Origin of the sequence: Christiangramia gaetbulicola (assembly GCF_003054225.1) — a bacterium.
GTDB classification, from domain to species: Bacteria; Bacteroidota; Bacteroidia; order Flavobacteriales; family Flavobacteriaceae; genus Christiangramia; species Christiangramia gaetbulicola.
This window is the reverse complement of sequence record NZ_QBKQ01000003.1, coordinates 182,571-197,004: the sequence shown is the minus strand read 5'-3', so window position 1 is coordinate 197,004 and position 14,434 is coordinate 182,571. Positions and strand designations below refer to the sequence as shown.

Genomic DNA, 14,434 nt, shown 5'->3' with positions numbered 1-14,434 from the left:
ATTCAAACAATTAGTGTTTGCGTCTTACAGAACCTGTAATTTCTTCAATATCTTCTTTTACCTTATCTATTTCTCCTCTTACATCCTTAGTGAAATCTGTATCTATACCCTGTTTTTCAGCGCTTTTCTGGATCTCACTTTTAATATCATTCGAGGCATTTCTAATTGCTTTCATGCCTTTTCCCATCCCCCTGGCAATATCAGGGATCTTATCGGCTCCAAAAACCATTACCAGAATGAACATGATAAAGGCTATTTCAGCTCCACTAATAAATAAAGGTAACGTATGCATAGCAGGACAAATATAATTACAAATCTAAGCATAAAAAAAGCCGACTCGTTAAAGTCGGCTTAAATATTATTTCGGAATATTTCTATTCCTGAGAAGCGTCTTTGAACTCTTCAAATTCGTTCTTGGTCTCAGCTTTTGGCCAGTTATTATTGTTCACATCAACATCTGCTGTCTCAAGATCTGGATCCAGAGTAATCTTGGTGATCTCCTTATTTGTTGGGATCACTTTGCTTACTACTTCATCATTTTTTCTCCAGATCTGTACTGGATAAGTAACTTTTTCTGAAGTACCATCGGCATAGGTAAGCTCGGCAATAATTGGCATTACCAATCCACCCGGCTTTTCAAAAACCACCTGGTAGAAATACTTAGGAGCTCTAAGATTTTTTCTCTCTTCCTCGCTGAAGTTATCCATTAAGTAAGCCTGAAGAGTTTCAGAATTCTCTAAAAGAGACTTGTTCTTCATATCTTCATTAAACTCTTCATCTTCTTCAGTTACCACATATAGAGCTTTAGTCTCTTCTGGTGTGGTTCCATATCTCTGCAACATTTCCTTTCCAGCTTTGGTAGGAGTATCTGTAACATAATATTTGTTCACTTCTTTGATCCCTATATCTACATTATCTGTAGTATAGAACCATCCTCTCCAGAACCAGTCAAGATCTACACTTGAAGCATCTTCCATAGTTCTGAAGAAATCTTCTGGTGTTGGGTGTTTGAACATCCATCTGTGAGAATAAGTTTTGAAAGCATAGTCAAAAAGCTCACGTCCCATAATGGTCTCACGAAGAATATTTAACGCAGTTGCCGGTTTTCCATAAGCATTGTTACCTAATTGGTGAACCTGCTCTGGGTTAGACATGATAGGTGAAATATAGTTCTGGTTACCTTTCATGTAACTAACGATCTTACTTGGCTCTCCTCTTCTTGAAGGATATTTTTCTAATGGCGCGATAGCTTCAGGATACTCTGCTGCGAATTCCTGCTCTGCCATATACTGAACAAAAGTATTGATACCTTCGTCCATCCATCCCCACTGGCGCTCATCTGAGTTAACGATCATCGGGAAGAAGTTGTGACCTACTTCGTGGATAATTACACTTATCATCCCGAATTTAGTACGGTCGCTATAATTTCCTTCTTCATCTGGACGTCCATAGTTCCAGCAGATCATAGGATATTCCATCCCCTGGTTTTTAGCATGTACAGAAACTGCCTTGTGATAAGGATACTGGAAAGTATGATCTGAATAGCTCTTCAATGTGCTAGCAACAGCTCTTGTAGACCACTGTTCCCAAAGAGGATTACCTTCTTTTGGATAAACAGAAACGGCCATTACATCTTTCCCCATCACATCTACAGCCATCATATCCAGGATGAATTTTCTGGAAGTAGAGAATGCGAAATCACGAACCATATCTGCCTTATAAGTCCAGGTCTTGGTCTTATCTGAAAAACCTTTTTCAGCTTTTTCAGCTTCTTCCTGGGTAACGATCATAACAGGCTTATCGTAACTCTTTTTAGCCTGCTCGTAACGCTTCATCATTTCTTTAGAGTAAACCTCTTTTCTATTCTGAAGTTCTCCTGTTGCTTCCATAACGTAATCTGCAGGAACAGTGATATTCACTTCGTAATCTCCGAACGGAAGAGCGAATTCACCATTACCCCAGAACTGGTAGTTCTGCCATCCTTCTACGTCATTATATACCGCCATTCTCGGAAAGAACTGAGCGATCACATAGGCTTTATTACCATCTTTTTCGAAGTATTCATAACCAGAACGTGCACGGTTGGTCACGTGGTTATTCACATTATAAGACCATTTGATGTTAAAAGTATAGCTCTCTCCGGCTTTTAAAGCCTTCGGCATATCTATACGCATCATGGTCTGGTTAATAGTATATTTTAATGGAGTACCATCTTTAGAAACTTCTTTGATATTGAAACCGCCATCAAAAGCTTCTTCCATATAAGTACTGGTAAATCTTCCGGGAGTAGCTACAGGAGCCATTCCTTCACCATCTTTTTGAGGAGCGTCCTTTTTACGGATATTCTGATCTAACTGAACCCAAAGGTATTCAAGGTCCTGTGGAGAATTATTATGATAAGTGATCGTCTCATCACCGGTGATCACTGAATTTTTATCATCAAGAACGATATCCATCTTATAATCGGCTTCGTTCTGGTAATATGCAGGTCCTGGTGCACCAGAAGCTGTTCTATATTGGTTAGGAGTGGCCATCTCCTGATACATTTGCCTGAATTTGTTTTGGTTTGTGTGGCCTTCCTGCCGCGCTTCTTTCTGTCCTGTTTCCTGTGCAGATACACCTGCGAAAACGAACATCAAAAACACGGAGCATAGCATGTTTAATTTCTTCATTTACTTTGTTTTAATTTAAGGTTGCTAAAAATAATTATTTAATATTCTCTCCAAGAGAACTTTTTAAAAATTTATTGTTTTACTACCGTTGCCTTTAACCAGCAACATACTTTCTATCTCTTCTCCCTTTTTTACGTGAACGATATTCTTCTGTGAATCAAATAGATCTGTAAGAATTAGATTCTCAACCGTGATCTTATCAAATTTTTGAATATTGGTTCCTTCGATGAACATCACTATTTGATCTGCATCAAATTTGCTTCCCAGTAATTTGAGAGGTTGTTTTTTACCATCGATAGTGATGTGGAGTTTTTTATTGATGTATCTCTCCATTACGGCCTTATTCTTTTCAAGGTCTTCTTTATAGGAAAGACTGATCTCTTGCTGGTACCTTTTAGAAAGCACATCCTCAAGATCATCTATAAAAACTCTGGATATTATTTGAAGGCTATTCTTATCTTCCTTGTACTCTATTTCGGTAACACTTAGATAAGTTTCATGGTCTTTTTTAGCAAAGGAACTAGCTAAAACAAGAATAAGCAAAAGAGCAAAAGTCTTCTTCATAGTCATTTTTGGTACTATTGGAGCAAATATTGAACCAAAACCGATCATTTTCGGCTGCAGTAGTTAGACCTTTAAAAAACTAAAAGGTTTAAAATCAGTTCAAAATTATCCTGGAATTTGTAATGGGGTATTTAATCCGGCTCCTCTTAGTTCCCTGAAATCGTCTATCCTGGTCTGGAAATATTCTATAAGCACGAAGGCATTATTATTTATTACAAGCCTTTTAAACCGAACATCCTCGGTGCAGTAATAAACAAAATTACAGATCTCATTTTCATTCAGGTCCAGGTCTTCGCGAAAGAATTCGTGACCTACGATCGCTATACTTTTATTCGCCAGTTCACGGGGAGTATAGGTTTTAGGTTTTTGTTTATCGCCAGATAATTTATCGATGACCGCACCCGCGATCTTATCTAATCTTATTCCTCCATTAGCCATTGTCTTCTCATATGGATTCATCTCCCTGTCTTTCCTTATGAAATCATTCAGATTATTCTGAAGCTCATACTTTTTTTCCACATCGGTGATCGAGATCTTGGAAAGATCATTAGCGAGATGACCAGATAACTTAATGTCGTCTATCACTACTTCTGCCAATTCGTTCATCTTATCCTGAAGTTGGATAAGCAGGCTTTTATTCTCTATCATTTCCCGGGTGACGACAACAGTTGTATTATAGAATTGCACTGAAGAAACATATAAACTGTCATTTTCATTAGCAAAGATCTCAAATTCACCTTCTGTATTCGTAACCGCTCCCTTTTCAAGATTCAGGTTGATAATGTGGATCTTCTCAATATCGGGATTACTGGCCTCTACCTTTCCTTTTAGTAAAACTGATTCCTGCGCCTGAGCTGAAAGTCCCACGAGGCAAAAGAAAAAGATCAAACCCAGTAGACCTTTATTTTTATTGAACTTATATTTCAAATTATAAATATTGTTATTGCTGCTATTCATGATTTCACAAAAAAAAGGAATTTAATCTATTTCACGCCATGCTTTGAAAGAATCTACTTTAAGTTCAAAATATTCTATTAACTGTAAAACTCTCTTTTCATTCACCAGGCTGTTGTATTCATCATCATCCACACAATAGAAAAGAAAATTAATTACTTCAGATTCTTCAATATTCAGCTGTGAGACAAAGAAAAATTTTCCTACAAGGTTAAGACCTTTATTGACCATAATAGATCTTTCATTATTTTCTTCTGCTTTTTCCAGCTGTTTGATCTTTCCGTTCAGGGTATTTATAATCGTTAACAAAGGACCTCCATTATTGGCAGATTGCACTGCGAGTTCAAGGCTAGTTCGTCTTGGCTTAGGAAAAGGGATCCCAAGTTTCTCGTAAATAGATTTAGGCACCTTGTCCAGGTCTTTCATAAGCACTCCGGAAAGCTTAATATCGTCTATCTGCACCTCATCCAGCTCATTATATTTCTCTCTTAAAGGAACAATTAGCATCTCCTCTAAATTGGAATTTTCCACCACTACTTTTTTATGCTCGAACTGAAGAGAAGAAAAGTAAAGTGTATCCCCTGCTTGCGCCAGCATTTTAAAAATTCCTTTCTCGTTAGTGGTCGTGCCTGTTTCACCGGTTAAATTAACCACGTGTATCCCAGAAATATTCCGGGTACTGTCTACCATCACTTTACCGGTAATAATTTCTCTCTGCTGTGCTGTTGCCTGATCAATACATAAAAAGAAGATCAATATTGCCACTAAATAAATACTGATGCTATTTCTCAATGATATCATTTATTTGTCTTAGATCGATAAAATCCTGTCTCCGGGATTTATAATGTTCAATAATACCCAGCCTGTTTGCGGTTTTTAGAAGCTTCTCGAAACCGGGAAATTCAGCGCAATAATAAACGAAGTTTTCAATTTCGTTTTCGGGAAGACCGAGTTCATTTTTAAAGAATTCTTTACCCAACACATCTATCTCATTCTGCACCCTAAGCTGCAATTTATCCTGTTTATCTAATGCTTTCAGGTATTTAGTTCTGCCATTAATGTCGTTCATTATTACATCTAAAGGAACTCCGCCCAGTAAGACCCCAATATATTGCCATCTACTTGTTATATTGGAATTCGCAGTATACAACCTCCTTTCGGTTTGACTAGGTCTTTTCTCAGGATATGGAATCCCGTATTGCTGCCGGTCGAAATATTTTATCCTGGGAAGGTCTGAATCCAGGTAACCGCTAAGTTTTAAATCTGAGATCCTTACCTCGTCCAGTTCATTTCTCGAAGGAAAAAGTTTTACGCTTAAGCTACGGGCATCAATATCGGCCTGGGTAACAACCACCTTTCTTTTCTCAAACTGCACCGAAGAAAACAGCAAGGTATCGCCAGACCTGGAATAGATCCTGAACTTCCCCGAAGTATCGCTGGTAGTACCTTTTTCGAGATTTAGATTAACAACGTGAATATTTGATGTTGAGATACTGTCAGATACAATTTGTCCCTCCAGCAAGGTTGTTTGCTGGGAGTACATATCATATTCCGCAAAAAAAAGCAGCAGAAAAAAAGGCCAGAGGCCTGAATAGTTTTTTAAGATCAAGACGAATTGGTTAGTATTCGATTAACTTATAACGCAGGAAATTTCAATTTCGCCTTTAGAAGCCTGTAAACTTTTGTTAATGCCAGTGATTCTCTAAATTTACACTAAAAAACATGATCAACGCGATACTTGCCAGCACTTCAACTTTACACAATCAGGAATACCTGGAATACCTGATCCCTCAGCTTCCGGAATTATATAAAAATGTGGAAGAAGTATTATTCATTCCATACGCCAGGCCAGGCGGAATCTCTCACGAAGAATACACCGCAAAAGCGGCCGAAGCATTTTCAAAAGCTGGAATAAAGGTAAAAGGCATCAATGAATTTAAGGATCCGGTTGACGCGGTAAAACAAGCCCAGGGAATTTTTACGGGAGGCGGAAACACCTTTCTGCTCGTTTCAGAATTATACCGCAACAAGGTGATGAACGCTATTAAGGAAGTGGTTAAAAATGGAACTCCATATATGGGCACCAGCGCCGGGACCAATATTGGTGGCCTGAGTATGCAAACCACCAACGATATGCCTATCATTTATCCACCCTCCTTCCAAACGCTAGGATTGGTACCATTTAATATTAATCCTCACTACCTGGATCCAGATCCAAATTCAGAACATAAAGGGGAAACCAGGGAAACCAGGATCAAAGAATTTCATGGATTGAATTCTCAACCAGTGATTGGCCTTAGAGAAGGAAGCTGGCTGGAATTAAAGGATAATAAAGTTACGTTAAAAGGAAAGCTGCAGGCAAGGGTTTTCAAAAAGGATAAATTACCTTTCGAAATAGACACAGAAACAGATTTAACAGATTTGAACTAATATGGATTATCAGCGTATCCTCGATACTATTAATGATGAAATGAGCTACAGGGATGTAACGGGCAAAGTAGCCTCTTATATTCCTGAACTCGCAAAGGTAGACCGAAGAAAATTCGGTATGCACGTCTATTGCGGAGATCAAAAGCATTTTTCATTCGGGGATAGCGAAGAGAATTTTTCCATACAAAGTATCTCGAAGGTTTTTACGCTGGCCATGGCCATGCGATTAATGGGTGAGGATCTTTGGGATCGTTTAAATGTAGAACCTTCGGGAGATCCTTTCAATAGTCTAACCCAGTTAGAATATGAAAGTGGTATTCCCAGGAATCCTTTCATCAATGCAGGTGCTTTGGTGCTATCAGATATACTCGTGGATCAATTAGAAGACCCAAAACAGGAGTTACTAGATTTCGTAAGGAAAATTACCGGTGATCCAGATATCCAATATGATGAAAAAGTAGCTGCTTCTGAAAAAGCAACTGGATATAGAAATATTGCCCTCGTAAATTATATCAAGGCCCTGGGAAACATTAAATGCGATGTGGAACCTATCGTTGATTTTTACTTCTACCAGTGTTCTTTATCCATGTCCTGTAAAGACATCGCGAAAGCCTTTATGATCTTTGCGAACAAAGGAAGGATGTTAGAAACCAACGAAAAGATTCTAAAACCGAAAACTGTAAAAAGGATCAATGCATTGATGCAGACTTGCGGATTCTACGATGAAGCGGGGGAATTTAGTTTCCAGGTAGGATTGCCGGGAAAAAGTGGTGTGGGCGGAGGAATAGTTGCCATACATCCAGATAATTATTCGGTAGCTGTATGGAGTCCTATTTTAAATGAAAAAGGAAATTCAGAACTGGGCATGAAAGCGCTGGAGCGCTTCACTACTCTTACCGGAGTTTCCGTATTTTAATTTTAGGGCACAAAAAAATGCCTTCCGAAAATCGAAAAGCATTCCTTTATAAATTGAACACTGCTAAAATTAAAGTGCTGCGACGTGCTTAGTCAAATTTGACTTTAGGTTAGCAGCTTTATTATCGTGAATGATATTTTTCTTAGCCAATTTATCTACCATAGAAATCACTGCAGGCAACATAGCCTCAGCCTCTTTCTTATCGGCTTCACGCAATTTCTTGATCGCGTTTCTTGTAGTTTTATGCTGGTAGCGATTTCTAAGACGCTTAGTCTCATTGCTACGAATCCTCTTCAACGCTGACTTATGATTTGCCATTACAATTAGTATTTAAATGTTTTTTAAAAGTAGTCCGTAGGGGAATCGAACCCCTGTTACCAGGATGAAAACCTGGCGTCCTAACCCCTAGACGAACGGACCAAAAATTATTTCAAAGTGCAACTCAATTTGTTGCTAAAAACAAACACAATTCTTTCAGTGTTTCTTTTCGTAGTCCGTAGGGGAATCGAACCCCTGTTACCAGGATGAAAACCTGGCGTCCTAACCCCTAGACGAACGGACCGTTTTGTTTCAAATGCGGATGCAAAAATACAACTTTTTTGGAATGCCGCAAATGTTCTCCAATTTTTTTTAAAATTTTTAATAGGCCTTCGCGAAAAGCACTCTTCCTTCTGACGGTTTTCCTGTAAGAACGCACGCTCCCGCCTCTTCTTTTCTATCAAAAGGAATACACCTTATGGTAGCTTTTGTAAGGTCCTTGATCTTATTTTCTGTCTCTGGAGTACCATCCCAGTGCGCAGAAATAAAGCCTCTTTTTTCTTTCAGAACTTTTTTGAAATCCTCAAAGTTGTCAACTTCAGTAATATGCGAATCGCGGTAATCTTTTGCCTTCGTATAAAGGCTCTCCTGGATCTCGGTCATTAAGGCTTTCACCTTCTCTACAACTTCCTCATTTTTCACAAATTCTTTAGTAAGAGTATCTCTTCTGGCAAGCTCAACCGTTCCTTTTTCAATATCTTTTGGTCCTATCGCCAATCTTACCGGCACTCCCTGCAATTCATATTGCGCGAATTTCCATCCCGGTTTCTGATTATCATTATCATCAAACTTTACCGAAACTCCTACAGCCCTAAGATCCTTTACCAGCTTATTAGCTGCTTCAGAAATCTGCTCCAATTGCTCTTCACTTCTATAGATAGGCACGATCACTACCTGGATAGGCGCAAGGTTTGGAGGCAATACCAATCCATTATCGTCACTATGCGTCATAATAAGTGCTCCCATTAACCTGGTAGAAACTCCCCAGGAAGTAGCCCAAACGTATTCAAGCCCACCTTCTTTAGTGGCAAATTTCACATCGAACGCCTTGGCAAAGTTCTGACCAAGGAAATGTGAGGTTCCAGCCTGTAAGGCTTTACCATCCTGCATAAGAGCCTCAATACAGTAAGTCTCAAGGGCGCCAGCAAAACGCTCATTTTCGGTCTTTGATCCTTTAACCACGGGAATTGCCATAAAGTTCTCGGCAAATTCCGCATAGATATCATTCATCAATTCAGTTTCCTGAAGTGCTTCTTCTTTAGTGGCATGAGCAGTATGCCCTTCCTGCCAAAGAAATTCAGCAGTTCTAAGGAATAATCTTGTTCTCATCTCCCAACGAACCACATTGGCCCACTGGTTTACTTTTATAGGAAGGTCTCTATAAGACTGTATCCAATTCTTATAAGTATTCCAGATGATCGCTTCAGAAGTTGGTCTTACCACCAGTTCTTCTTCCAGCTTAGCATCTGGGTCTACCATCAATTTTCCCGGTTTATCTGGGTCGTTCTTTAATCTGTAATGGGTTACCACAGCACATTCTTTGGCAAAGCCTTCGGCATTCTTCTCTTCAGCTTCAAATAAATGCTTCGGAACAAAAAGTGGAAAGTAGGCATTTTGATGCCCTGTCTCTTTAAACATCCTATCCAATTCAGCCTGCATCTTTTCCCATATTGCATAACCATAAGGCTTTATGACCATACAGCCTCTTACTGCTGAATTTTCGGCTAAATCGGCCTTGACAACCAATTCATTATACCATTTTGAATAGTCTTCGCTTCGCTTCGTTAAATTCTTACCCATTTCTTGTTATTTGGCATAAAACTTGTAACTTTTACCATTAGTGTATACTAACCGTTCGGGCAAAACTAGGCATTTTTAGGATGCCCAACAATAAAAACAATTACCAATGAAACTTTACTACACCTTACGAAATAAACTGAACCTCTTGTTCGTACCGGTGGTTCTTTTCGCATTGGCATCCTGTGGTTCTTACCAATATTCGGGATATGAGGCCGATGGCATTTACGGAGAGTCAAGACCGGGTATCTGGGAACAGGAAGATCCAGAAGCGAATGAAGTAAAGCCAAACAATAATAGCACCTATTATAAAAACCTATTTGCCCAACAATCTCAAATGGTTGGAGAGGTACTGGATAATGAAGTTTTTACAGACGTAGACAGTTATAGTTCTAATGATGGATATGAAAATTATTCTGAAGTTGGTGGTGATGTCGCTTATGTAGGCGGTAACGCTCCCTGGGGAGAAGATCCGGACACCTACTCAATTAATATAATCAATACTGGCTTCGGCGGATTCTATTCTCCATGGAGATGGGGATATGGATATGGCTGGGGACCAGGCTGGGGCGGATTTTATGATCCGTTCTGGGATCCTTTCTTTCCTGGATGGGGCCCTTGGGGCGCCGGATGGGGACCAGGATGGGCTGCCGGATGGGGCTATGGAGGTTTTGGATTTGGCATTGGCTTTGGATACCCTTACGGATACGGATGGGGTTACGGAGGATTTTACTCCCCATGGCGCTACAACCATTACCACTATTATAACGATAATATAGCTTATAACCGAGGAAGAAGAAATTCACAATCCAGTTACAGAGATGTAAGTGACAGAAGAAGTTCTTACTCCAGAAGTATTAGAAACATAAGAAGTTCAGAATCATCTTCTCGTGCTTCTAGAGTACAAAGAGGAGTTACAGATAATTCCAGAACCTATACCAGAAGTACAAGGAGAGCTGAAGGTTCAGGAAGTTACAGAACCAGTAGAAGCAGTAGTTCTCCTGTTTATTCACGCTCAAGCCAGAGTAGCAGCAGAACTTACAGGTCTTCACCTTCAACCAGAAGCAGCAGCTCGACCAGGTCAAGTTCCGGCTCAATGAGAAGCTCAGGAAGTTCAAGTAGAGGTTCCGGCGGTGGCGGCAGAAGTTCTGGAGGATCATCCAGAGGTGGCGGCAGAGGCGGTAACCGATAATTAAAATGATATTTTAGATCAAACCTTACGGGAATCCATCCTGTGAGGTTTTTTTATAAACACAAAGTTTTCAAGCAATGAAAAGAATTCTATTCTTACTTTTTATAACCACCCTTTCTATACAGGCCCAGGATCTTCGAGATGCCTACCGCTATTCTAACAACGAATTATCTGGAACAGCCAGGTTTATGGCAATGAGCGGTGCATTTGGCGCTTTGGGAGGAGATATTTCTGCAATGACCCTTAACCCGGCTTCTTCTGCGGTATTTCTATCTAGCAGTGCTTCCATGACCTTAAATTACAGGGACCTGGAGAATAGCATCAGATTTAATGATGGGACAAGTCGCAGTGAAGAGGACGACTTCGACCTTTCCAACGCCGGTGGAGTTTTTGTATTTAGAGATAACGCAGATAGCGACTGGCGAAAATTTTCCTTAGGACTTAATTACAGTACAGAATCAAATTATGATGAAAGATTTGATGTTCGTGGAAATTCATCCAATTCTTTAGATCAGTATTTCCTAGGTTATGCAGACGGAGTTCCACTGGAGCTTTTACAATTACAGGATGATGAAAGCATTTCGAGCCTTTATCAATTCTTAGGAGAGAATTACGGCTTTGCTGCTCAACAGGCATTTCTTGGTTATCAGGGATATGTAATTGAAGCTGAAGTTGATGATCCCAACAATACTGAATATTATTCGCTTATAGAACAGGGAACATTTGATCAGCGATATCAATATGCCGCTACCGGTCTTAACGGAAAATTTACCTTTAATGCGGGAACGCAATACAAAGACTTCCTGTATTTAGGTCTTAACCTGAATTCTCATTTTATTAATTATGAAAATTCTACTGAGTTTTCTGAGGTTAATAGCAATACCGGAAGTGAGACCACCGAGGTTTACTTTGGAAACAGTCTATTTACTAATGGAGATGGTTTTTCATTTCAGTTGGGAGGGATCGCCAAAGTAAGTGATAATATTAGAGTGGGATTGACCTATGACTCCCCTACCTGGTTTACCTTTAGAGAAGAAACCAGGCAATATCTTGAATCTAATAATTCATTTGATGAATTCGTAAGAGTTGCTCCGCAAATTGTGAACGTTTATCCTGATTATCAACTTAGACTTCCTTCGAAGTTCAATGGAAGTTTCGCTTATTTATTCGGGAAATCTGGATTGATAAGTTTCGATTACAGCTGGAAAGATTATTCTAATATGAAATACAGTTCAGACTATGATATTTCATATTATGATCTTAATAATGCGATCGATGAAGAAATGCAGGCAGCCTCCACTTTTAGATTTGGTGGTGAGTACCGTATTTCCAATTTTAGCCTAAGAGCAGGATATAGATTTGAAGAGAGCCCGTTCAAAGACGAAAATAATGTTGGAGATCTTACCGGTTATACCGGAGGTGTTGGATATAGCTTTGGTAATTTTAATGTGGACCTTGCTTATAGCTATGCTAATTATAAAGACGGTAGCACAAGTTTCATAAACACGACCACTTTAGACCGGGACCTTTCTAATGTTGTTCTTTCACTCACTTTTGGACTGTAAAATGATCTTATATATAAAAAAACCAAGCGCCTTAAAAGGGCGCTTTTTTTTTATCTCATCAAAGTAAAGTTGGACATATATTCCTGATATTCCCCTGTTTTTTCATCTACAAATTCAACCCTGAACCAATAATCGTCTGCAGGGAGGTCATTCCCGTTATAAGTACCGTCCCACCCTTTATTTGAAGGATTTAATCGGGTTAAAAGCTTACCGTACCTGTCAAAAATATAGAGCCTTTTAATACTTATATTATTATCTGAAATTAAATTCCAGTTATCGTTATATCCATCTGAATTTGGCGTAAAAAACCGCGGATACCCTACTAGAAAAAAACTATCGCTAGTCGCTGCACCACAGCCATTAAGATCCCTCACACTCACAGTATGACTACCGGGAGTAACTGAGTTGAATATATTGCTATCCTGCCACATTCCATTATCCAGCCTGTAAACCAACAGCGCAAAATCTTTCCCTATAAAATCATCTGTATTTGCCTCCACGGTGTACCCATCACCAAAATCTGAGCCTGAAATTTCTATGCTAACATTTTCAGGACCGGCCACCGCGATGGTGTTTGTAAAAAATTCCAGCATACAACCAGATTCCGGGTGCTCTATAGTCACGCTTATTTCTGAATTCTCTGGTAATTCTTCCAAATCCAAAACTGGTTCTGTACTAATAATTTGTTCGCCGTCTTTCCATTCATAGAAATAACCAGACCCAAGGTCTTTACCAATGCTTATGGTCTTTAGAAGATTCATATTCTCATCCACGCAAAGAATGGTATTTTCCGCCAGAGAGAATTCTGGAAAATCAAAGGTCTTAAGTTCAAAATCTTCTACTTCAGATCTGCAACCACTATCACTATCAACCACTTCAGCATAGATCGTTTTACCCTCTACAAAAGGAAAAGCCTGCGCATTTGTGATCCTGTTCCCGGCTTCGATATCTTCCCGGGTTTCATAAAAATAAATTTCATAATTGGAATTCTCTCCAGTATTGGGCGCTAAGAGATCGCCGGAGAGATCATTTAGATCAACAAATTCGGCTCCATCAACACAAACAGGTAAATTCGCAACCTCCCCGATCTCAGGGCTATCATAGAAAGTAACGGTCACATTATCCTCTTCGGTTTTATTTTCAATAACATCGGTAACGATCAATTTATAATTTCCGGAGGTGGTTACGGTTAAGGTAGGTCCATCTTCTCCGGGAATGAGATCATATTGAGAAGTTGAATCGTTAAAAACGAACCATTCGTATTTTCCAGCTTCTTCGGTAGTACCATCGATGGTATATTCATTTTCATCACAAACGGAGATCATATTTCCCAGGTCAAGATCGAGTATGGAGCAATCTGTAGAGCCCTGGCTACTGGTTTGTTCCAGACTTATAAAACCAGGTAACTGCTGAAAATTGGTAATGACCACCACATAAATCTCATTCGCCTGGGCATTGGGTATGCTCATATTCTCCACGGCGTTATCCAGATAACTACAGTCAACAATATTATTGGCATTAAGGCTAGTGGCATTACAGTACTCATCACCTCTTTCAAAGGGACCCCAGACTACAAAGTCAACGTCCAGTGGGGCACCAGATCCATCTCGATTTTCAGCCTGTGAAATTCTGAAATTAAGATTTCCTGAATCTTCGATCTGTAAAAAAAACCAGGCGGGATAAGGTTGTTTTAGAAGGCAGCCGTAGTCGGGCCCAACCTCACCATTGATCTGGGTACTATTGGTCATGTTGGAGTTGGGAAAAGTGAGACGTTCCTCGCCGGCACAAAAAGGTTCAATATCTGAACAAAGGGAACCCTGAGCATTTATCGTGTAACTAGATAAAACCCCAAATACCAGCAGTAATAATGTGTTTAAAATTGGTTTCATTCCCGTCATCACCATAACCAACGCAAAATATAAAATATAAAGCAGACAAAGCCTTCAGGCTTATTGATTTTTGAATACTGCTAAAAGCTTATAAATATGTATCTTTGCAAGCCAATACGGTTTTAACCGACTATTAT

At 39.4% G+C, this 14,434-nt stretch carries 13 protein-coding genes and 2 tRNA genes; 4 read left to right on the top strand and 11 right to left on the bottom strand.

Translation table 11 applies throughout. The features are described from left to right. Positions 1-10 precede the first annotated feature (10 nt). The 6 genes from C8P64_RS12360 to C8P64_RS12335 form a co-directional block, all read right to left on the bottom strand. Entirely contained in the window at positions 11-292 is a 282-nt protein-coding gene (locus C8P64_RS12360; RefSeq protein ID WP_108172395.1) for a Sec-independent protein translocase subunit TatA/TatB, read from the bottom strand. Between the two features lie 82 nt (positions 293-374). After that, the gene (locus tag C8P64_RS12355; protein ID WP_108172394.1) at positions 375-2,672 is read right to left on the bottom strand and encodes a M1 family metallopeptidase; all 2,298 of its coding nucleotides are present in this window, start codon (positions 2,670-2,672) and stop codon (positions 375-377) included. A gap of 63 nt (positions 2,673-2,735) precedes the next feature. Continuing rightward, the gene (locus C8P64_RS12350) at positions 2,736-3,236 is read right to left on the bottom strand and encodes a DUF6702 family protein (RefSeq protein ID WP_108172954.1); all 501 of its coding nucleotides are present in this window, start codon (positions 3,234-3,236) and stop codon (positions 2,736-2,738) included. A gap of 105 nt (positions 3,237-3,341) precedes the next feature. Then, positions 3,342-4,193, bottom strand: coding sequence for a carboxypeptidase-like regulatory domain-containing protein (locus C8P64_RS12345; RefSeq protein ID WP_108172393.1), 852 nt, complete (start codon positions 4,191-4,193; stop codon positions 3,342-3,344). A 21-nt stretch (positions 4,194-4,214) separates the two neighbouring features. Beyond that, complete coding sequence (locus C8P64_RS12340) at positions 4,215-4,991, bottom strand: carboxypeptidase-like regulatory domain-containing protein (protein ID WP_108172392.1); 777 nt, start codon at positions 4,989-4,991, stop codon at positions 4,215-4,217. Next, positions 4,972-5,799, bottom strand: coding sequence for a carboxypeptidase-like regulatory domain-containing protein (locus C8P64_RS12335; protein WP_108172391.1), 828 nt, complete (start codon positions 5,797-5,799; stop codon positions 4,972-4,974). Before C8P64_RS12335 ends, C8P64_RS12340 begins: the two co-directional genes overlap by 20 nt. A 113-nt stretch (positions 5,800-5,912) precedes the next feature. On the opposite strand from C8P64_RS12335, the gene pepE reads away from it, so the two are divergent. Next, complete coding sequence (gene pepE, locus C8P64_RS12330) at positions 5,913-6,620, top strand: dipeptidase PepE (protein ID WP_108172390.1); 708 nt, start codon at positions 5,913-5,915, stop codon at positions 6,618-6,620. 1 nt (position 6,621) lies between these two features. Further along, on the top strand, positions 6,622-7,536 hold the full coding sequence (locus tag C8P64_RS12325; RefSeq protein ID WP_108172389.1) for a glutaminase: 915 nt from the start codon (positions 6,622-6,624) through the stop codon (positions 7,534-7,536). 69 nt (positions 7,537-7,605) lie between these two features. Here the strand turns inward: C8P64_RS12325 and rpsT are convergent, their stop codons facing one another. From rpsT to proS, 4 genes are all read right to left on the bottom strand, one after another. Beyond that, positions 7,606-7,854, bottom strand: a complete 249-nt coding sequence (gene rpsT, locus C8P64_RS12320) for a 30S ribosomal protein S20 (RefSeq protein ID WP_108172388.1) — start codon at positions 7,852-7,854, stop codon at positions 7,606-7,608. A 30-nt stretch (positions 7,855-7,884) separates the two neighbouring features. Next, positions 7,885-7,956 (bottom strand) — tRNA-Glu (locus C8P64_RS12315). Positions 7,957-8,026: 70 nt separating this feature from the next. Continuing rightward, positions 8,027-8,098, bottom strand: a tRNA-Glu gene (locus tag C8P64_RS12310). Positions 8,099-8,175: 77 nt separating this feature from the next. Beyond that, a complete protein-coding gene (gene proS, locus C8P64_RS12305; RefSeq protein ID WP_108172387.1) occupies positions 8,176-9,654 on the bottom strand; it encodes a proline--tRNA ligase in 1,479 nt (492 codons plus the stop codon). Between the two features lie 106 nt (positions 9,655-9,760). Here proS and C8P64_RS12300 point away from each other — a divergent pair, with 106 nt between their 5' ends. Both C8P64_RS12300 and C8P64_RS12295 read left to right on the top strand, forming a co-directional pair. Further along, the gene (locus C8P64_RS12300) at positions 9,761-10,843 is read left to right on the top strand and encodes a hypothetical protein (RefSeq protein ID WP_108172386.1); all 1,083 of its coding nucleotides are present in this window, start codon (positions 9,761-9,763) and stop codon (positions 10,841-10,843) included. A 77-nt stretch (positions 10,844-10,920) separates the two neighbouring features. Further along, complete coding sequence (locus C8P64_RS12295) at positions 10,921-12,408, top strand: OmpP1/FadL family transporter (RefSeq protein WP_108172385.1); 1,488 nt, start codon at positions 10,921-10,923, stop codon at positions 12,406-12,408. A gap of 50 nt (positions 12,409-12,458) precedes the next feature. Here the strand turns inward: C8P64_RS12295 and C8P64_RS12290 are convergent, their stop codons facing one another. Next, entirely contained in the window at positions 12,459-14,297 is a 1,839-nt protein-coding gene (locus tag C8P64_RS12290) for a T9SS type B sorting domain-containing protein (protein WP_170106661.1), read from the bottom strand. Positions 14,298-14,434 lie beyond the last annotated feature (137 nt).